The following is a 17,820-nucleotide window of genomic DNA, read 5'->3' as shown; positions in this document are numbered from 1 at the left end:
TCATGCCGGGGCCAAGCAAACTTTGCTACTATGGTTACAGCAGAAATTGACCGGCGCTTTTTACCAAACAACCAAGGACAGTGCGAACATGGACAGCCTCATTACCTTCGAAAAATTGACGGCGCAACACCTGCCTTACCTGTATGAGATCCGCTTTTCCGTTGAAGAAAACCTGCTGCACCCGCATCAGATCCAGTACCTGCAGCGCAAACAGGCGCTGGAGGACATCAACCAGGGCGGCGGCTGGATCTGCAAGCATGGCGACGACTATGCCGGCGTTGGCTTCGGGCTATTCATCCCTGAACCGCTGATCGGCGGTCTGTTCGTGAAGCCGGAATACCAGTCGAAGGGGATCGGCTCCGCCTTGCTGGCCCGGATCACTCACTGGATGTTTGAGCACGGCGCCGAAGCGATCCACTTAACCACCGATCCTGGCTCCAAAGCCGAAGGCTTTTATCAACATCACGGCTGGGCCGTGGTCGGGCAGGATGAGTTCGGCCAGGCCGAACTGGTGAAACGTAAAGAGGGTGAATAATGACAATCAAAGGATTGATGACGTTACTGCTGCTTTCGCTGTTCAGCGCACCGCTGTATGCGGCCGTTGACTATTTTTACCTGAAACCGCTCGACGGCGAGAAGATCAAGATAACCCGGCAGATGCTGGAGGCGATGCCGGCGCACACGATTAAAACCTCGACCAATTTCACCCCGGAAGATACGTTCACCGGCGTTGAGTTTGCCGAGCTGGTGAAAGCCTATCACCTGAAAGGTCAGTCGGTGCGCGCTTTCGCCTGGGACGATTACTCCTACTCGATGCCGATTGACGAGATGATTAAATACCGCGTGATCGTCGCCTATCAGCGCGGTGGCAAGCCGATCGACGTTGGGGAGCTGGGGCCGTTCGCCATTATTTATCCACGCGATGGCTACGCCGAGCTGAATAACCTGGATGTGAATGCGAAAACCGTCTGGCAAGTTAAACGGCTGGAGCTGAAATAAGATGAGCAAAAAACTGATCGGTACTCTTATCGCGTTGGTTGCCATCTTCTCCTTATTGATTTTGTTGATTGCCATTAACTTCGGCGGCGTAAAAGAGCGCTACAAGCAAATCGAGCCCAATCTGGACAACTACTCGGTGGCCGAGATCCTTTTTCTGGCGTTTGAAAGGACCAAAACCGCGCTGCTGCTCAGTGAAAACAACGACTACGACGCCTTCCAGATCAAAAAGAAAATCTTCTACTCGAAGATTCAGATCCTGGAGAGCCGTTCGACCTTCAGCGACTCTTTTTATTACGACGACGAGTTCATCAAGAATGTTGCGCTGCTGAAGCAGCAGTACCGCACGTTGGACGATCTCTCCGCCGGCTTGCTGGTGGGGCAGAAAAACAAGGCGGACATTCTCTCTTATATGGATGATATCGAGGGTACGCTGGTCGATATCCAGGAGATTATTTATCGGATACAGATTAAAAACTTTACCGAAGTGAAAGGCATCATTCAGGACAATTCGAGTAAAGCCGAGATGTTCGCCATCTTTTCGCTGATTTTGGTGTTCCTGATGATGTTTCTGGTGCTGAGGAATGCCTTCTCGTTGAAAGAGATCATCAAGAACAAGAACATCTTCATTTCTTCCATCTACCACGAGATCGCCGGCTCGACCCAGGCCATCGTCATTGCCGCAGATATCATGGAACACGAGCTGGCGCAGGAAGAGTTGAAAAAAGAAGCCCGCCTGATCTCCTATCACGGTAATAAGATCGCCGAACAAACGCGCGAGGTAATGGATTATTCTCGGCTTGAGATGGGAGAAGTTAAAATCAATATTTCCACCTTCCGGTTGAATGAGGTGGTGGACGATGCCGTAACCGGCATCGGCGCCGGGCGCGGCAATCGCCTCGTGATTCACCGTTCGTCTTATGCCGGCCTGATTGCTTCTGATAAATACAAGCTCTACCGAATATTGGCCAACCTGCTCAGCAACGCGGACAAATTTACCCATCGGGGCGTGGTTACCCTCAATGTGAAGCTGTGCCACGGCAATCTGTATTTGCGGGTGAAAGATACCGGCATCGGGTTTAACGTCGATAACCTGGATCGGTTATATAAGGCCTTCAATCAGGGAGTGGAAAGGGAAACGCGGCAGGGGTTGGGGCTGGGGCTGACCATTATCAAAAATTACGTCACGACGATGAAAGGCACCATTAAAGCCAAATCCGTCGAAGGAGTGGGCTCATCGTTTTTGATCCGCATCCCGGTCAAACTAATTAAAGAATAGGTTGGACAGCAGCAGCGAGGAGATAATCAGCGGCTTGGTCGGTTTTTCCACCAGGTGCACGTCATAGTGCAGGATCATATCGCCGATGTTTTTCTCGTAGTGATTCAGCTGGCCGGTCAGAATAATAATGCGGGCGTGCGGATCGAGAACGTCTTTAATTTTTTTCACGACGCGTTCGGAAGTCTCGCCGAAATCCAACAGCCAGTCCAGAATAAACGCCTCAAAGGACTGCTGTTCCAGCGCGGCCAGCATGGTGTCCGCCGTCTGAAAGGTTTCAGTCTCGATGCCGTATCGGCTGGCGATCTTCTTCAACAGTTCGAGAATATCGCCGTCATTATCCAGGATCGCGATACGCGGGGCCGGCAGAAAGTCTATCTTGTTGACTTTGTACAGCGGAGCATCGGCGGCATGTTCCCGATTGGTGCTGATGATGAAAAGATCGTCTTTTTTGTAGGCGTAGGTTTCGTCGCTGTCCGCTTGCGTGACCGGGCTCTCGTCGACCTCTATGTTGCAGCGCTTGTGAATGCTGTTCATGATAAAGACGCCGTTATGCGTCCTTTGGCCGGCAAAGGGCTCGTTGAAATACTGGAAAACCTTTTTGACTTCATCGAGGGTGATGCCTCTTTTGCCATCCAGTTTCTGTTTGGCGCTGTTGTACTGAAGGTTCAGTATGTTGGCCATCGTGGAGGCATGCTTTCTGTCGCCAACTCCTTTCAGAGTGAGCAACGCGCTGATTGCATCGATGTAATTGGGCGTTTTCTTCATGACAACCTTGGCTTTTTTGATGTTGACCGCAAGCGCTGAAAAACCTGCGCAAGAACCCGTGCTGGATTATAGATGATGCCCCGGAGCTTGCGGCGATATCAGTTTGATTTTCCTTGGCAAACTCAGAACACACTCGATACTAAATAAAAAAACACTCAAAAGACATTCACATTTAACCGTTTATGTGGTTAATTAGCGCACATACTGTGTGATTCGCGTCCTGGGGGGGGTGCCAGTCTCACAAAATAAACCGCCTGCTCTTGTCCGTAAGCAGGGAGCAGGCGGCAAAAAGATCCGCGGCCAACACCAGGGCCATTGGCAGCACCGGGGATGACGACTCGAACCTCTCTTCGTCGCTGTACCTTCTTTTTTCCTCTTTCCCCACTTTTCTGCCGCAACAGCGTCCTATGAGTCTCACCGCTGAGTGAGTGCCGAGCACCGCTAGGCCACAGTCCTTTAGCCGACAAGACAACCTGTCCGTACGCCCTTACAGGCCGCGATACGCCATATGCGCATTGCCGCGGACGAGGGCCCGGTGTCGCGCAAGAGAATCTCCGGCGCGATCCGGGATGGGATAAGGCGGGGCCATCGAGAGGGAGACGGCCCCGGCCGGCGCCGGGTTTGGCGGTCGGCAAGGTCACTATAGCCGGCGGGTCTGCCGGCGCCAGCGCCACCGTTCGGCATTGCGCGGCCGTTCCAGCGTTTTCTTCACGCGGCGGTAAACGTTGCCGCTTATTGCGCGCTGCGTCCCAGATAATCGTCCCAGTCTTTCCACACCGGCTGCAGCCCGGCATTGCTGATGGCCTCGGCGACCTGCTGCGGCGTGCGGCCGTCGTGCGGCTCGAACTGTTCCAATTCCGGCTGTACGTCGTCGGCATAGCCGCCGGGCTGCGTCTTGGATCCGGCGCTGACGCTGTTGATCGCCACCGGGATCATATGATCGCGGAAGTACGGCGACTCACGCGTAGACAGCGACAGCTCAACGTCCGGCGCGAACAGCCGGAAGGCGCAGATCAGCTGCACCAGCTGAGGCTCGCTCATGATCGACGCCGGCTCAATGCCGCCGGCGCAGGGGCGCAGACGCGGGAACGAGATCGAGTAGCGGCTCTGCCAGTAAGTTTGCTGCAGGTAGAACAGATGTTCCGCCAGCAGGTAGCAGTCGGTGCGCCAACTGTTGGACAGGCCGATCAACGCGCCGAGGCCGATCTTGTCGATCCCGGCGCGCCCCAGGCGATCCGGCGTGGCCAGACGCCAATGGAAATCCTGCTTCTGGCCGCGCACATGGTGCTGCAGATAGGTGGCAGGATGGTAGGTTTCCTGATAGACCAGCACGCCGTCCAGGCCCAGCGTTTTCAGTTCGGCGTACTCGTCCTGCGCCAGCGGCTGCACTTCCATCATCAGCGAGCTGAAGTGGCGGCGGATCGCCGGAATGTGCTGACGGAAATAGTCCATGCCGACCTTGGTCTGATGCTCGCCGGTGACCAGCAACAGGTGTTCGAACCCCAGCGCCTTGATGGCTTCGCACTCGCGTGCGATCTCCGCCGCATCGAGCGTTTTGCGCTTGATGCGGTTGCTCATCGAAAAGCCGCAATAGGTGCAGTCGTTGGCACACAGGTTAGAGAGGTACAGCGGCACATAGAAGCTGACGACGTTGCCGAAGCGCTGACGGGTCAGCTGCTGCGCGCGCTGCGCCAGCGGTTCCAGATACGGCGCGGCGGCGGGGGAGATCAGCGCCATAAAGTCGTCGCGCGTCAGCTTGTCGGCGTTCAACGCGCGTTCCACGTCGCGTGCGGTTTTGCCGTTGATGCGCAGCGTAATGTCGTCCCAATCCAGCTGTTGCCAGCGGCTACTGAAATCGTCGCCCATCACTGTGCCTCCTCTGGCTGGCTGAGGAAGGCGGTCAGCGGGCTTGAGGCGGCCGCACCGCGCTGGCTAGCGCCCAATCCGGCGCTGTGCGCCAGCTCGCCGGCCTCCAGCGCCAGGCGAAACGCCCGCGCCATTTGCACTGGGTCGCGCGCCACGGCGATGGCGGTATTCACCAGCACCGCGTCGGCGCCCAGTTCCATCGCTTCCAGCGCGTGGCTCGGCGCGCCGATGCCGGCGTCGACCACCACCGGCACCTTGGCCTGCTCGATGATGATCTCGAGGAAGTCACGGGTGCGCAGACCGCGGTTGGAGCCGATAGGGGCGCCGAGCGGCATCACCGCCGCGCAACCCACCTCTTCCAGCCGTTTGCACAGCACCGGATCGGCGCCGCAGTAGGGCAGCACCACAAAACCGTCTTTCACCAGCGTTTCCGCCGCCTTAAGCGTTTCTATCGGATCCGGCAGCAGGTATTTCACATCGGGATGGATCTCCAGCTTCACCCAGTGGGTGCCGAGCGCTTCACGCGCCAGCCGGGCGGCGAACACCGCTTCGGCGGCGGTTTTGGCGCCGGAGGTGTTGGGCAGCAGCCGGGCGCCCAACTGCTGCAGCGGCGCCAAAATGGCGTCGTTGCCGCCGCGCAGATCGACGCGCTTCATGGCCATGGTCACCAGCTGTGAGCCGGAGGCCGCCAGCGCCTCCAGCATTAACGCCGGGGTGGCGAACTTGCCGGTGCCGGTGAACAGGCGCGAGGTAAAAGTGGTATCGGCGATTTTCAGCATGTCAGCCTCCGGCGATCGCTTGAAACAGCAAAATGTCGTCACCGTCCTGCACCTGATGGTCGGCCCAGTCGGCGCGCGGGATGATGGTTTGATTGATCGCCAGCGCGGTGCCCGGCTGGTGGCGTTCCAACTGGGTCAGCAGGGCGGCGACGCTGAGCGGCTGCGCCAGCTCCAGCGGTTGGTCGTTCAGACGGATCTTCATGCCGCGCCTCCGCATACCGGGCAGGCGCGGGCCTGGCTCAGTTGCAGCGTGCTCCAGCTCTGCTGCTTGCCGTCGAACAGCCGCAGTTTACCGCTGAGGGAGGAAGGCATGCCGGCCAACATTTTGATGGCCTCCAGCGCTTGCAGAGTACCGATCACGCCCACCACCGGGCCGAGCACCCCGGCGGTGCGGCAGTTGCGCTGCGGCTCTTCCTGATCCGGGTACAGGCAGGCGTAGCAGCCGTGCGCATAGGGCGGCTCGAGCACCAGCAGCTGGCCACTGAAACCGACCGCGCTGCCGCTGATCAGCGGCTTGGCGGCGGCGATGCAGGCGGCATTGACCTCATGACGGGTCGCCATATTGTCGCAGCAGTCCAGCACCAGATCGGCGCGGGCGACCGCGTCGCGCAGCGCTTGCCCCTGCAGCCGCTGCGCCAGCGGGATGGATTCCACCAATGGGTTCAGCGCCTGCAGATGGCGTTGCGCCAGCGCCGCCTTGCCGGTGGCGGTATCGGCGCTGCGGTAGAGGATCTGCCGCTGCAGGTTGGTGATGTGCAGCTGGTCGTCGTCGGCCAACAGCAGCGTGCCGACGCCGGCGGCGGCCAGATACAGCGAAGCCGGGGAACCAAGCCCGCCCAAACCGACGATCAGCACCGTGGCGCGCTTGAGCCTCTCCTGGCCCTCCGGGCCGACGTCCTCCAGCAACAGCTGGCGGCTGTAACGCAGGAATTCCTGATCGTTAAGCATCGTTCGGGCCCTCGCCTTCGATCAGCCGCAGCAGCTCGGCCGTCGCCGCACGCCAGTCCGGCGCCTGGGTGATGGCGCTGACCACCGCCACGCTGCCGACGCCGCACGCCAGCACCGCCGGTACGCGATCGATGCTGATCCCGCCGATCGCCACCGTCGGGTAATCCGCCAGGCCGGCGATGTGGCGTTTCAACTCCGTCAGCCCCTGCGGCGCCGAAGGCATGTCTTTGGTTTGGGTGGGGAAGATGTGCCCCAACGCGATGTAGGACGGTTTCACCGCCAGCGCGCGCGCCAGCTCCGCGTCGTCATGGGTGGAAACACCCAGCCGCAGTCCGGCGCGGTGAATGGCCGCCAGATCGGCGGTATCGAGGTCTTCCTGGCCCAGATGCACGCCGTAGGCGCCGTGCTTGATCGCCAGCCGCCAGTAATCGTTGATGAACAGCCGCGCCTGATAACGCCGGCCCAGCGCGATGGCGGCGGCGATATCCTCTTCGACCTGCTCGTCCGGCAGATCCTTGATGCGCAGCTGGATCGTGCTAACCCCGGTCTCCAGCAGGCGAGCGATCCATTCCAGGCTGTCGACGACCGGGTAAAGCCCCAGTTTGTGGGGCGTCGCCGGGAAAGGCGTCGAGATATCAGTCATTGCTCGTCTCCTCCTGCAGATTGCCGGCGCTGTGATACAGCTCACTGCCGCGGGCGCGGAACTCGGCGGACATTTTCTCCATGCCGGTCAGCTGCACCTCGATCGGTTTGGCGGCCTCCTGGGCGGCGGCGTAGTCGCGCACCTCCTGCGAAATCTTCATCGAGCAGAATTTCGGCCCGCACATCGAGCAGAAGTGAGCGATCTTGCCGGACTCCTGCGGCAGGGTTTCGTCGTGATAGGCGCGCGCGGTGGCCGGATCGAGCGCCAGATTGAACTGATCTTCCCAGCGGAATTCGAAACGCGCCTTGGACATGGCGTTATCGCGAATTTGCGCGCCCGGATGGCCTTTGGCCAGATCGGCGGCGTGGGCGGCGATCTTGTAAGTGATCAGGCCCTGTTTGACGTCTTCTTTGTTCGGCAGGCCGAGGTGCTCTTTCGGCGTGACGTAACACAGCATGGCGCAGCCGAACCAGCCGATCATTGCCGCGCCGATGCCGGAGGTGAAATGGTCATAGCCCGGGGCGATATCGGTGGTCAGCGGGCCGAGGGTGTAGAACGGCGCTTCGTGGCAGTGTTCCAGCTCTTCGGTCATGTTGCGCCGGATCATCTGCATTGGCACGTGGCCCGGGCCTTCGATCATCACCTGCACGTCGTATTCCCAGGCGATTTTGGTCAGCTCGCCCAGCGTATGCAGCTCGGCGAACTGGGCTTCGTCGTTGGCGTCCTGAATCGAGCCGGGGCGCAGGCCGTCGCCGAGCGACAGCGAAACGTCGTAGGCGGCGCAGATCTCGCAGATTTCACGGAAATGCTGATAGAGGAAGTTTTCCTGATGGTGCGACAGACACCATTTGGCCATGATTGAGCCACCGCGCGACACGATGCCGGTCAGGCGTTTGGCGGTCATCGGCACGTAGCGCAGCAGCACGCCGGCGTGGATGGTGAAGTAGTCGACCCCTTGCTCCGCCTGTTCCAGCAGCGTATCGCGGAACATCGCCCAGGTGAGGTTTTCCGCCACGCCGTTGACCTTCTCCAGCGCCTGGTAGATCGGCACGGTGCCGATGGGCACCGGGCTGTTGCGCAGGATCCACTCGCGGGTTTCGTGAATATAGCGGCCGGTAGAGAGATCCATCACGGTGTCCGCGCCCCAGCGAGTGGACCACACCAGCTTCTCCACCTCTTCTTCGATCGACGACGTGACCGCCGAGTTGCCGATATTGGCGTTCACCTTCACCAGGAAATTGCGGCCGATGATCATCGGCTCCGCCTCCGGATGGTTGATGTTGGCGGGAATGATGGCGCGGCCGGCGGCCACTTCCTGACGCACGAACTCCGGCGTGATGTTGTCCGGCAGGTTGGCGCCCCAGCTTTGGCCCGGATGCTGGTGGCGCAGCACCTCGCCGCGAATGCGCTCGCGCCCCATGTTTTCACGGATGGCGATGAACTCCATCTCTGGGGTGACGATACCGGCGCGGGCATAGTGCAGCTGAGTCACGCACTTGCCCGGCAGCGCCCTGCGCGGCAGCGGCAGATGTTCGAAGCGCAGGTGATCCAGCCCTTCGTCCGCCAGCCGTTGTTGGGTAAAGCCGGAACTGGCGCCGCTTAGGGTGGCGGTATCGCCGCGCGCGTCGATCCAGCCGGCGCGCAGCTTGGCCAGGCCGGCGTGCACGTCGAGCTCGGCCTGCGGATCGCCGTAGGGGCCGGCGGTGTCATACACCGGGATCGCCTCGTTGGGTTCATACTGTGGGTTGTCTTTGCTGCCGCCGAGCAGGGTCGGGCTGAGCTGAATTTCGCGCATCGGCACCTGGATATCGCTGCGCGAGCCCTGGAGATAGATGCGGCGTGAGTTCGGGAAAGCCATGCCTTGCAGGGTGTCGATAAACTGCTGGGCGGCTTCGCGTTGCGCTTTACGGGCGCGCGGTGGATTAACGTTAGACATAGCAAGTTCCTACCAGTGTGTTGGGTTGGGAAAGTTGCTTGTCTGGAGCTCGGAGGGAGTAATGATGGTGGCCGATAAGGCAGGGCGCCCGCAAGGGGAAGGCCGTGCCTGTGGCGATAGATTACTCTTGTTCCCTTCGCGGGTATTAACCCGATCAGGTTCCGCGGATCCCGAATTAACGGTCTCAGCCTGGCTGATTCGATGAACAAATCAGGCGCTAGGCACTCCGACAAGATGCCCCCCAGTATAGGAGGGATAAGAAAAAAAACTATAAAATTTTAACGCGCGGGATCCAGCGCCTGGTCCGGCAGCGGTTGCTGCGCGGCCTCCGCTTCCAGCTGGATCAGCTTATCTTCCAGCGCAAAGCGCGCCGCCAGCGTTTCGCCGATATCCGACAGGGCCTGGTGGAATTCCAGACAAACCTCCTGATCGATATCCACTTCGGTATAGCGATCGTGGAACGCCATGATCTGTTCGGTATTGGCCCACAGCTTGGGGTAGATGTTCACCGCCAGCGACATTTTCGGACTGGCTGCGCCTTCCACTTGTTTGATAATTCTGTCATAGATATGAAAATGCCCTGCGGAGAGATAATCCACCAGGTTGTGGCAAAAGTTCTCCAGCGCTTTTTCATTCAGCGGCGTATGCTTTTCTTTATTCGGTTTGAGGCCTACCAGCGTGCAGTAGGCAACCAGCAACTGTTTGCGGGCCTGAAGCCATTGATCAACTAATTCATTACTACCGCCAACGCGCTGAGTCAGCCTTTCCAAACGGTTGAGCATGTTTGACTCCGTGTAAGTAATAAAAGTAACCGGTAAGTTATTAAAATGTAACAAAGCCGATTTGTAGAGTGCCAGTGAAGCTGAGGTTGTGCAACAACGATATGGAACTTGCATTAACGGGCAATGAAAACGGCTGGTGGATCGTCAGCCATGAAAGCAAACTTTGGTTACCGAACGGTGAATTGCCGTCGGGGACGGCCGCCGCTCTTGGGCTGCGGGGCCACATGGCGCGCACCATCGGTGAATGGGAGGGCGCGCCGGTCTGGCTGGTGCGCCAGGCGATGCCGCGGGAGATGGGATCGGTGCGTCAGCTGTTGGATCAGGATCGCGGTCTGTTCCAGCTTGCCGGGCGCGGCGTGCAGCTGGCGGATTTCTACCGCTCTCATCGCTACTGCGGCTATTGCGGCCATGAAATGCACCTCAGCCGCACCGAAAGCGCCTGTCTGTGCGGCCACTGCAAAGAGCGGTACTACCCGCAGATTGCACCCTGCGTGATCGTCGCCATTCGGCGCGACGATCAGATCCTGCTGGCGCAACACGTGCGTCATCGCGGTGGTATCCACACGGTGCTGGCCGGCTTCGTCGAAGTGGGCGAAACGCTGGAGCAGGCGGTGGCGCGCGAAGTGATGGAAGAGAGCAATATTGAAATCAAGAACCTGCGCTACGTCACTTCACAACCGTGGCCGTTCCCACACTCGCTGATGATGGCCTTTATGGCCGATTACCATCAGGGTGACATTCGCCACGATCCCAAGGAGCTGCTCAACGCCGGCTGGTATCGCTACGATCAGCTGCCGCTGTTGCCGCCACCCGGCACCGTGGCGCGCCGGTTGATTGAGGACACCGTGGCGCTGTGCCGGGCAGAATAATGTACAATGGCCGGCAGATTATTAAGGGAGCCTCATAAATGACTGAGTTGAAGAACGATCGCTACCTGCGCGCGCTGTTGCGCCAGCCGGTGGATGTGACCCCCGTATGGATGATGCGCCAGGCCGGTCGTTATTTACCGGAGTACAAGGCGACCCGCGCCCAGGCCGGTGATTTCATGTCGCTGTGCAAGAACGCGGAGCTGGCCTGCGAGGTCACGCTGCAGCCGCTGCGCCGCTATGCGCTGGACGCCGCCATCCTGTTCTCCGACATTCTCACCATTCCCGACGCCATGGGGCTCGGCCTGTACTTTGAAGCCGGCGAAGGCCCGCGTTTCAGCTCCCCCGTGACCTGCCGCGCTGACGTCGACAAGCTGCCGGTGTTCGATCCGGAAGTGGAGTTGGGCTATGTGATGAACGCGGTGCGCACCATTCGCCGCGAGCTGAAGGGCGAAGTGCCGCTGATCGGCTTCTCCGGCAGCCCGTGGACGCTGGCGACTTATATGGTCGAAGGCGGCAGCAGCAAAGCCTTCACCAAGCTGAAGAAGATGATGTATGCCGAACCGGCCACGCTGCACCTGTTGCTGGACAAGCTGGCGGACAGCGTGATCCTGTACCTCAATGCCCAGATTAAAGCCGGCGCGCAGTCGGTGATGGTGTTCGACACCTGGGGCGGCGTGCTGACCGGGCGCGATTATCGCGAGTTCTCTTTGCACTACATGCACAAGATCGTCGACGGGCTGCTGCGTGAAAACGACGGTCGCCGCGTGCCGGTGACGCTGTTCACCAAAGGCGGCGGGCAGTGGCTGGAGGCGATGGCCGCCACCGGCTGCGATGCGCTGGGGCTGGATTGGACCACCGACATCGCCGACGCGCGTCGGCGCGTGGGCGACAAAGTGGCGCTGCAGGGCAATATGGATCCGTCGATGCTGTATGCCTCCCCGGCGCGCATCGCGGAAGAAGTGGAGACCATTCTGGCCGGTTTCGGCCACGGCAACGGCCATGTGTTCAACCTGGGCCACGGCATCCATCAGGATGTGCCGCCGGAGCACGCCGGCGCCTTCGTCGAGGCGGTACACGCGCACTCGGCGAAATACCACCGTTAAGGATCCGATGTGACCGATATGGCGGCCCTGCGCGCCGAACAGCTGCGGCGCGCGGCTGAAGTCATTCGCTACGACGATCTGCCGGCCGAACCGCCGGCCTTCATCGCCGGCGCCGACGTGGGCTTCGAACAAGAAGGGGCGGTGACACGCGCCGCCATCGCCATCCTGCGCTATCCGTCGCTGGAGCTGGTGGAGTATCAGGTGGCGCGCATCGCCACCGTCATGCCCTACATCCCGGGCTTCCTGTCGTTTCGCGAATATCCGGCGCTGTTGGCCGCCTGGGGGCAGCTGCAGCAGAAACCGGGGCTGATCTTCGTCGATGGGCATGGCATTTCGCATCCGCGGCGTCTCGGCGTCGCCAGCCATTTCGGTCTGCTGGTCGATGTGCCGACCATCGGCGTGGCCAAGAAGCGCCTGTGCGGCAAATTTGCGCCGCTGGACGCCGCCGTCGGCGCGCTGGCGCCGTTGGAAGATAAGGGTGAACAGCTGGGCTGGGTGTGGCGCAGCAAGGCGCGTTGCAACCCGCTGTTCATCTCTACCGGGCATCGCGTGGGCGCCGACAGCGCGCTGGCGTGGGTGCAACGCTGTATGGCGGGCTACCGTTTACCGGAGCCGACCCGTTGGGCCGACGCCATCGCATCGCGTCGTCCGGCGTTTCAGCGGTGGTTGCAGCAGCATCCGGAGGTGTCGCCATGAGCGATTTCGGGTACACTGCGCCGCAGATAACGCGTAAGAGAGTAAAGCATGCTACGTAACCCGATTCATTTACGCCTGGAACGGCTCGAGGCCTGGCAACATTTGACCTTTATGGCCAGTTTGTGCGAGCGTATGTACCCGAATTACCAGATGTTCTGCAAACAGACCGAGTTCGGCGATCCGGCGGTTTATCGCCGCATTCTGGATTTGGTGTGGGAAACGCTGGTAGTGAAGGATGCCAAGGTCAACTTCGACAGCCAGCTCGAGAAGTTGGAAGAGGCGATTCCGTCGGCGGAAGATTACGATCTTTACGGCGTTTACCCGGCAATTGATGCCTGTATCGCATTAGGGGAACTGATCCATTCGCGGCTCGGCGGGGAGACGCTGGAGCACGCCATCGCCATCAGCGAAACATCGATTCGCACCGTGGCGATGTTGGAAATGACCCAAGCCGGTAAGGAAATGACCGACGAAGAGTTGGAAAGTTTGCCTGCGGTAGAGGAAGAATGGGACATTCAATGGGAAATTTTCCGCCTGTTGGACGCCTGTGAAGAGCGCGATATAGACCTGATCAAGGGGCTGCGATCCGACCTGCGAGAGGCGGGTGTCAGCAACATCGGGATAAATTTAGCGCAATAAGGCAACAAAACGTGATTTAACGCCTGATTTGTCATGCCTTAAGGCTTCACATCCGCACCCTGTCTGGTCTACATTTGGGGGGCGTAAAAAAAGTGGCTATCGGTGCGTGTATGCAGGAGAGTGCTGTCAATCGGCATATCCGTCGCACTCGATGCTTTGCAAACGATAAACACACTGTAAGGATAACTTATGAACAAGACTCAACTGATTGATGTAATCGCGGACAAGGCTGACCTTTCCAAAGCACAAGCTAAACTGGCTCTGGAATCCACCCTGGCTGCTATTACTGAGTCTCTGAAAGAAGGTGATGCAGTACAATTGGTTGGCTTCGGTACTTTCAAAGTAAACCATCGTAGCGAGCGCACTGGCCGCAACCCGCAGACTGGCAAAGAAATCAAAATCGCAGCAGCCAACGTGCCTGCGTTCGTTTCTGGCAAAGCACTGAAAGACGCTGTTAAATAAGACCGCGCCTCGGTGAAAAGATTAAACAGAGGGGCGATGGCGCCCCTTTTGTTTACTCGTCGGGCGCTCATGGCCGTAGGCATCGCCGTCGGCCTGAGCGCTTGCAGTTCCCATTCCGATATTCCCAGCTTTACCGCCAGCGGCTTTGTGGCCGATCAGGGCGTGATACGCCTGTGGCGTAAAGACGATGAGCAACATCGTCCGCAGGTGTTGGTCAGCGTCTACAGCCCTTACCGCGGTCCGGGTACCATCACCACGCTATACACCTATCAGGGCGACGTGCTGCGCCAAATCAAACGTAACGACGCCGATGGCGATCGCGACTCCATTCAACTGCGCTTTGCCGACGACGGCACGGTGAGCTTTATGCAGCGCCAGCTGGCGACACGCCGCGAACCGCTGACCCGCGATGAAATCGCCCTGTACCAATATCAGGCGCGGCGGATCCTCGAAGTGAGCAATGCGCTGCGCGCCGGCAAGGTGAAATTGCTGCAGGGGCATTGGATGCAGGGCGAGGTGCAAACCTGCGACGGCCAACGCATGAAACCGGGGCTGGATGCCGCCTCCATCGTCTGGATCGAGAAGCGTGCCCGCAGCAGCAGCCGGCCGGTGAGCGTTGCCTGGCTGGAAGCGCCCGAAGGCAGCGAACTGCTGCTGGTGGCGAACGACGACTTCTGCAGCTGGGAACCGAAAGAAGACCAGCTATAAAAAAGGCCCCGCGCTGCGGAGCCTCTCGTCATGACCTTATACGGTCAAATCACTTGCCGCGCGCAATCGCGCGATAACCGATGTCTTTGCGGCAGAAGCTGCCCGGCCACTCAATGCCTTCGGCCAGCTGGTAGGCACGTTGCTGCGCCTGCGCCACGGTGTCGCCCAGCGCGGTTACGCACAGCACGCGGCCGCCGCTGGTGACGACGTCATTGCCCTGCAGGCGTGTACCGGCATGGAAGACCTTACCGTCGGCGCTTTCCTGTTGCGGCAGCCCCTGGATCACCTCGCCGTTGCGATAGTCGCCAGGATAACCGCCGGCCGCCAGCACCACGCCGAGCGCAGGGCGTTCGTCCCAGTCGGAGCTTTTCTCGTTCAGGCGGCCTTCCGCGCCCGCCAGGCACAGTTCCACCAGATCGGAACGCAGGCGCAGCATGATGGGCTGGGTTTCGGGATCGCCAAAACGACAGTTGAACTCGATCACTTTCGGTTGGCCATCGGCGGCGATCATCAGGCCGGCGTACAGGAAGCCGACGTAGGTGTTGCCTTCCGCCGCCATGCCGCGCACCGTCGGCCAGATCACCTGGTCCATGGCGCGCCGGTGGATTTCGTCGGTCACGACCGGCGCCGGGGAGTAGGCCCCCATGCCGCCGGTGTTCGGGCCGGTATCGCCGTCGCCGACGCGTTTGTGGTCCTGGCTGGTGGCCATCGGCACCACGTTCTCGCCGTCGACCATCACGATGAAGCTGGCTTCTTCGCCGTCGAGGAACTCTTCCACCACGATGCGATGACCGGCGTCGCCGAAGGCGTTGCCGGCCAGCATGTCACGCACGGCTTCTTCCGCTTCCTGCAGCGTCATCGCGACGATCACGCCTTTACCGGCTGCCAGGCCATCGGCCTTGATGACGATCGGCGCGCCTTTGCGGCGCACATAGGCCAGTGCCGGCTCCACCTCGGTGAAGTTTTCATATTCGGCGGTCGGGATGCGGTGGCGCGCCAGGAAATCCTTGGTGAAGGCTTTGGAGCCTTCGAGCTGCGCGGCGGCCTGCGACGGGCCGAAGATTTTCAGGCCGGCGGCCTGGAAGGCGTCGACCACGCCGATCACCAGCGGCGCTTCCGGCCCGACGATGGTCAGACCGATGTCATGGCTCTGGGCGAAAGCGACCAGAGCAGGGATGTCGGTGGCGGCGATCGCCACGTTTTCCAGATTGGCTTCCAGCGCGGTGCCGGCATTGCCCGGCGCAACGTAAACTTTGTCCGCCAGCGGAGACTGGGCGGCTTTCCAGGCCAGCGCGTGTTCGCGCCCGCCGTTGCCGATAATCAAAATGTTCATCAGGGGCTCCACGAATGGCGTGCGCCGGAGCGCACGCGGCAAAAGGAATTAATGGCGGAAGTGACGCATGTCGGTAAAGATCATGGCGATGCCGTGTTCGTTGGCGGCGGCGATCACTTCGTCGTCGCGGATAGAGCCGCCCGGCTGGATCACGCAGGTAATGCCGACGGCCGCCGCGGCATCGATGCCGTCGCGGAACGGGAAGAAGGCGTCGGAGGCCATGGCGGACCCTTTCACCTCCAGCCCTTCGTCGCCCGCTTTGATGCCGGCGATCTTGGCGGAGTAAACGCGGCTCATCTGGCCGGCACCTATGCCGATGGTCATGTTGTCACGTGCATAGACGATGGCGTTGGATTTCACGAACTTGGCCACTTTCCAGCAGAACAGCGCGTCGCGCAGTTCCTGTTCGGTCGGCTGGCGCTCGGATACCACACGCAGATCGGCGGCGGTCACCATGCCCAGATCGCGATCCTGCACCAGCAGGCCGCCGTTGACGCGCTTGAAGTCCAACCCCGCCACGCGTTGCTGCCACTGGCCGCAGGCCAGCACGCGCACGTTCTGCTTGGCGGCCAGCAGGGAGCGCGCTTCCTGGGTGACGTTTGGCGCGATGATCACTTCCACGAACTGGCGGCTGATGATCGCCTGCGCGGTGGCGGCATCCAGCTCGCGGTTAAAGGCGATGATGCCGCCAAAGGCGGAGGTCGGGTCGGTTTGGTAAGCGCGCTCGTAGGCGGCCAGGATGTCGTCGCCGATCGCCACGCCGCAAGGGTTAGCGTGTTTGACGATCACGCAGGCCGGCTCGGCGAACTCTTTCACGCATTCCAGCGCGGCGTCGGTATCGGCGATGTTGTTATAAGACAGCGCCTTGCCCTGCAGCTGCTCGGCGGTCGCGACGGACGCTTCCTTTACCTCTTCTTCTATATAGAAGGCGGCCTGCTGGTGGCTGTTCTCACCGTAGCGCATATCCTGCTTCTTGATGTAGTTGAGGTTCAGGGTACGCGGGAAGCGGCCGGACGGCTGTTCGGTCTCGCCATGGTATGCCGGCACCAGCGTGCCGAAGTAGTTGGCGATCATGCTGTCGTAGGCGGCGGTGTGCTCGAAGGCCTTGATGGCGAGATCGAAGCGGGTGGCATAGCGCAGCGAGCCGTCGTTGTTGTCCATCTCGGTAATGATGGCGGCGTAGTCGCTGCTCTTCACCACGATGGCAACGTCTTTATGGTTCTTGGCGGCGGAGCGCACCATGGTCGGGCCGCCGATATCGATATTCTCGACCGCGTCTTCCAGCGAGCAATCCGGGCGCGCCACGGTTTGGGCGAACGGATACAGATTGACGACCACCATGTCGATAGGCTTGATGTCATGCTGATTCATGACGGCGTCGTCCTGGCCGCGGCGGCCGAGGATACCGCCGTGAACTTTCGGGTGCAGGGTCTTAACTCGTCCGTCCATCATTTCCGGGAAGCCGGTGTAGTCGGATACTTCGGTAACGGGCAGACCGGCGTCTGCCAGCAGGCGGGCGGTACCGCCGGTGGAGAGCAGTTCAACGCCGCGCTGGGAAAGCGCTTCGGCGAATTCAACGATACCGGCTTTGTCAGACACGCTGAGCAGGGCCCGGCGGATTGGACGAGGTTGTTGCATGGTTTTATCCCTTGGCTTTGAGTCGCAATTAAAGAGCGTTACGTGAATGTCCACCTCGTTCTCTCTATAAAGAAGGTTTTTTGCCTTATAAAGGGAGGGGCAGGCACATATTCAGGTAACGCCCCCATAAAAAGGGGGATCGTTTCGTCGCGGGGAATTGTAGCGAAAACGTTTGCGTGGCGCTCGTAAATTTTCCGTACAAATCGCATCTGTGGATAACACTGTGTGCAAGTGGGTATAAGGCGGGGTTTTGCTGTGGAATGCAGCGAACGATCGTTTTTGCTGAAAATACCTGTTGCGGCCTGCGAGGAACTCCCTATAATGCGCCTCCATCGACACGGAACATGTGAACAACTTCACAGAGTATCCGGGGGTCGC

Annotated in this window: 19 protein-coding genes and 1 riboswitch; of the genes, 9 read left to right on the top strand and 10 right to left on the bottom strand. The window is 60.0% G+C overall.

The genetic code is table 11. The annotated features are described in order from the left end of the window. Positions 1 to 88 precede the first annotated feature (88 nt). Genes WCL58_RS24910 through WCL58_RS24900 form a run of 3 tightly spaced genes read left to right on the top strand, consistent with a single transcriptional unit; the run spans position 89 to position 2,275 of the window. Positions 89 to 535: a GNAT family N-acetyltransferase gene (locus tag WCL58_RS24910; protein ID WP_049195592.1), complete on the top strand. Its 447-nt coding sequence runs from the start codon at positions 89 to 91 to the stop codon at positions 533 to 535. Beyond that, positions 535 to 999, top strand: coding sequence for an oxidoreductase (locus WCL58_RS24905; RefSeq protein WP_049202133.1), 465 nt, complete (start codon positions 535 to 537; stop codon positions 997 to 999). The genes WCL58_RS24910 and WCL58_RS24905 overlap by 1 nt, the downstream gene beginning before the upstream one ends. A 1-nt stretch (position 1,000) precedes the next feature. Then, positions 1,001 to 2,275, top strand: coding sequence for a sensor histidine kinase (locus WCL58_RS24900; RefSeq protein ID WP_089186687.1), 1,275 nt, complete (start codon positions 1,001 to 1,003; stop codon positions 2,273 to 2,275). Here WCL58_RS24900 and WCL58_RS24895 read toward each other — a convergent pair. From WCL58_RS24895 to WCL58_RS24860, 8 genes are all read right to left on the bottom strand, one after another. Beyond that, a complete protein-coding gene (locus WCL58_RS24895) occupies positions 2,261 to 2,956 on the bottom strand; it encodes a response regulator (protein ID WP_233502728.1) in 696 nt (231 codons plus the stop codon). The genes WCL58_RS24900 and WCL58_RS24895 overlap by 15 nt on opposite strands. An 816-nt stretch (positions 2,957 to 3,772) precedes the next feature. Continuing rightward, positions 3,773 to 4,906 (bottom strand): 2-iminoacetate synthase ThiH, encoded by a 1,134-nt coding sequence (thiH, locus tag WCL58_RS24890; protein ID WP_336851732.1) that lies wholly within the window; start codon positions 4,904 to 4,906, stop codon positions 3,773 to 3,775. After that, positions 4,906 to 5,685 (bottom strand): thiazole synthase, encoded by a 780-nt coding sequence (locus tag WCL58_RS24885; RefSeq protein WP_060441482.1) that lies wholly within the window; start codon positions 5,683 to 5,685, stop codon positions 4,906 to 4,908. The genes thiH and WCL58_RS24885 overlap by 1 nt, the downstream gene beginning before the upstream one ends. A gap of 1 nt (position 5,686) precedes the next feature. Further along, positions 5,687 to 5,887, bottom strand: a complete 201-nt coding sequence (gene thiS / locus WCL58_RS24880) for a sulfur carrier protein ThiS (RefSeq protein WP_016929423.1) — start codon at positions 5,885 to 5,887, stop codon at positions 5,687 to 5,689. Continuing rightward, positions 5,884 to 6,633, bottom strand: coding sequence for a HesA/MoeB/ThiF family protein (locus WCL58_RS24875; protein WP_049202137.1), 750 nt, complete (start codon positions 6,631 to 6,633; stop codon positions 5,884 to 5,886). Before WCL58_RS24875 ends, thiS begins: the two co-directional genes overlap by 4 nt. Then, a complete protein-coding gene (gene thiE, locus WCL58_RS24870) occupies positions 6,626 to 7,276 on the bottom strand; it encodes a thiamine phosphate synthase (protein ID WP_336851731.1) in 651 nt (216 codons plus the stop codon). The genes WCL58_RS24875 and thiE overlap by 8 nt, the downstream gene beginning before the upstream one ends. Beyond that, positions 7,269 to 9,212 carry a phosphomethylpyrimidine synthase ThiC gene (gene thiC / locus WCL58_RS24865; RefSeq protein ID WP_336851730.1) on the bottom strand — a complete coding sequence of 648 codons (1,944 nt, stop codon included), beginning with the start codon at positions 9,210 to 9,212 and terminating at the stop codon, positions 7,269 to 7,271. The genes thiE and thiC overlap by 8 nt, the downstream gene beginning before the upstream one ends. Positions 9,213 to 9,326: 114 nt before the next feature. Then, positions 9,327 to 9,451: riboswitch (TPP riboswitch) on the bottom strand. A 39-nt stretch (positions 9,452 to 9,490) separates the two neighbouring features. Beyond that, entirely contained in the window at positions 9,491 to 9,994 is a 504-nt protein-coding gene (locus WCL58_RS24860) for an Rsd/AlgQ family anti-sigma factor (protein ID WP_048232444.1), read from the bottom strand. A gap of 101 nt (positions 9,995 to 10,095) precedes the next feature. Here WCL58_RS24860 and nudC point away from each other — a divergent pair, with 101 nt between their 5' ends. The 6 genes from nudC (at position 10,096) to WCL58_RS24830 (ending at position 14,471) form a co-directional block, all read left to right on the top strand. Continuing rightward, positions 10,096 to 10,863 carry an NAD(+) diphosphatase gene (gene nudC / locus WCL58_RS24855; protein WP_060425367.1) on the top strand — a complete coding sequence of 256 codons (768 nt, stop codon included), beginning with the start codon at positions 10,096 to 10,098 and terminating at the stop codon, positions 10,861 to 10,863. Positions 10,864 to 10,901: 38 nt separating this feature from the next. After that, entirely contained in the window at positions 10,902 to 11,966 is a 1,065-nt protein-coding gene (gene hemE / locus WCL58_RS24850; RefSeq protein ID WP_033636735.1) for a uroporphyrinogen decarboxylase, read from the top strand. Positions 11,967 to 11,975: 9 nt separating this feature from the next. Beyond that, entirely contained in the window at positions 11,976 to 12,662 is a 687-nt protein-coding gene (nfi, locus tag WCL58_RS24845) for a deoxyribonuclease V (protein WP_038872943.1), read from the top strand. Positions 12,663 to 12,710: 48 nt separating this feature from the next. Beyond that, positions 12,711 to 13,301 (top strand): YjaG family protein, encoded by a 591-nt coding sequence (locus WCL58_RS24840; protein WP_025160203.1) that lies wholly within the window; start codon positions 12,711 to 12,713, stop codon positions 13,299 to 13,301. 189 nt (positions 13,302 to 13,490) lie between these two features. After that, positions 13,491 to 13,763: a nucleoid-associated protein HU-alpha gene (gene hupA, locus WCL58_RS24835; RefSeq protein ID WP_004929874.1), complete on the top strand. Its 273-nt coding sequence runs from the start codon at positions 13,491 to 13,493 to the stop codon at positions 13,761 to 13,763. A 36-nt stretch (positions 13,764 to 13,799) separates the two neighbouring features. Further along, positions 13,800 to 14,471: a DUF1481 domain-containing protein gene (locus WCL58_RS24830; RefSeq protein WP_084826978.1), complete on the top strand. Its 672-nt coding sequence runs from the start codon at positions 13,800 to 13,802 to the stop codon at positions 14,469 to 14,471. Positions 14,472 to 14,520: 49 nt separating this feature from the next. On the opposite strand, the gene purD is transcribed toward WCL58_RS24830, so the two are convergent. Next, complete coding sequence (gene purD, locus WCL58_RS24825; protein ID WP_060425337.1) at positions 14,521 to 15,804, bottom strand: phosphoribosylamine--glycine ligase; 1,284 nt, start codon at positions 15,802 to 15,804, stop codon at positions 14,521 to 14,523. Between the two features lie 48 nt (positions 15,805 to 15,852). Further along, positions 15,853 to 17,442 (bottom strand): bifunctional phosphoribosylaminoimidazolecarboxamide formyltransferase/IMP cyclohydrolase, encoded by a 1,590-nt coding sequence (gene purH, locus WCL58_RS24820; protein ID WP_087762900.1) that lies wholly within the window; start codon positions 17,440 to 17,442, stop codon positions 15,853 to 15,855. Between the last annotated feature and the right edge of the window lie 378 nt (positions 17,443 to 17,820).

Source organism: Serratia sp. TMDUHS_CL (assembly GCF_037137105.1).
Taxonomy (GTDB): domain Bacteria; phylum Pseudomonadota; class Gammaproteobacteria; order Enterobacterales; family Enterobacteriaceae; genus Serratia; species Serratia nevei.
This window is presented reverse-complemented; position numbering and strand designations above follow the sequence as displayed.

Bases quoted from the DNA above. Each gene is read 5' to 3' on its own strand.
- WCL58_RS24910 (WP_049195592.1), top strand. From the start codon at position 89: ATGGACAGCCTCATTACCTTCGAAAAATTGACGGCGCAACACCTGCCT.
- WCL58_RS24905 (WP_049202133.1), top strand. From the start codon at position 535: ATGACAATCAAAGGATTGATGACGTTACTGCTGCTTTCGCTGTTCAGC.
- WCL58_RS24900 (WP_089186687.1), top strand. From the start codon at position 1,001: ATGAGCAAAAAACTGATCGGTACTCTTATCGCGTTGGTTGCCATCTTC.
- WCL58_RS24895 (WP_233502728.1), bottom strand. From the start codon at position 2,956: ATGGCCAACATACTGAACCTTCAGTACAACAGCGCCAAACAGAAACTG.
- thiH (WP_336851732.1), bottom strand. From the start codon at position 4,906: ATGGGCGACGATTTCAGTAGCCGCTGGCAACAGCTGGATTGGGACGAC.
- WCL58_RS24885 (WP_060441482.1), bottom strand. From the start codon at position 5,685: ATGCTGAAAATCGCCGATACCACTTTTACCTCGCGCCTGTTCACCGGC.
- thiS (WP_016929423.1), bottom strand. From the start codon at position 5,887: ATGAAGATCCGTCTGAACGACCAACCGCTGGAGCTGGCGCAGCCGCTC.
- WCL58_RS24875 (WP_049202137.1), bottom strand. From the start codon at position 6,633: ATGCTTAACGATCAGGAATTCCTGCGTTACAGCCGCCAGCTGTTGCTG.
- thiE (WP_336851731.1), bottom strand. From the start codon at position 7,276: ATGACTGATATCTCGACGCCTTTCCCGGCGACGCCCCACAAACTGGGG.
- thiC (WP_336851730.1), bottom strand. From the start codon at position 9,212: ATGTCTAACGTTAATCCACCGCGCGCCCGTAAAGCGCAACGCGAAGCC.
- WCL58_RS24860 (WP_048232444.1), bottom strand. From the start codon at position 9,994: ATGCTCAACCGTTTGGAAAGGCTGACTCAGCGCGTTGGCGGTAGTAAT.
- nudC (WP_060425367.1), top strand. From the start codon at position 10,096: ATGGAACTTGCATTAACGGGCAATGAAAACGGCTGGTGGATCGTCAGC.
- hemE (WP_033636735.1), top strand. From the start codon at position 10,902: ATGACTGAGTTGAAGAACGATCGCTACCTGCGCGCGCTGTTGCGCCAG.
- WCL58_RS24840 (WP_025160203.1), top strand. From the start codon at position 12,711: ATGCTACGTAACCCGATTCATTTACGCCTGGAACGGCTCGAGGCCTGG.
- hupA (WP_004929874.1), top strand. From the start codon at position 13,491: ATGAACAAGACTCAACTGATTGATGTAATCGCGGACAAGGCTGACCTT.
- WCL58_RS24830 (WP_084826978.1), top strand. From the start codon at position 13,800: ATGGCGCCCCTTTTGTTTACTCGTCGGGCGCTCATGGCCGTAGGCATC.
- purD (WP_060425337.1), bottom strand. From the start codon at position 15,804: ATGAACATTTTGATTATCGGCAACGGCGGGCGCGAACACGCGCTGGCC.
- purH (WP_087762900.1), bottom strand. From the start codon at position 17,442: ATGCAACAACCTCGTCCAATCCGCCGGGCCCTGCTCAGCGTGTCTGAC.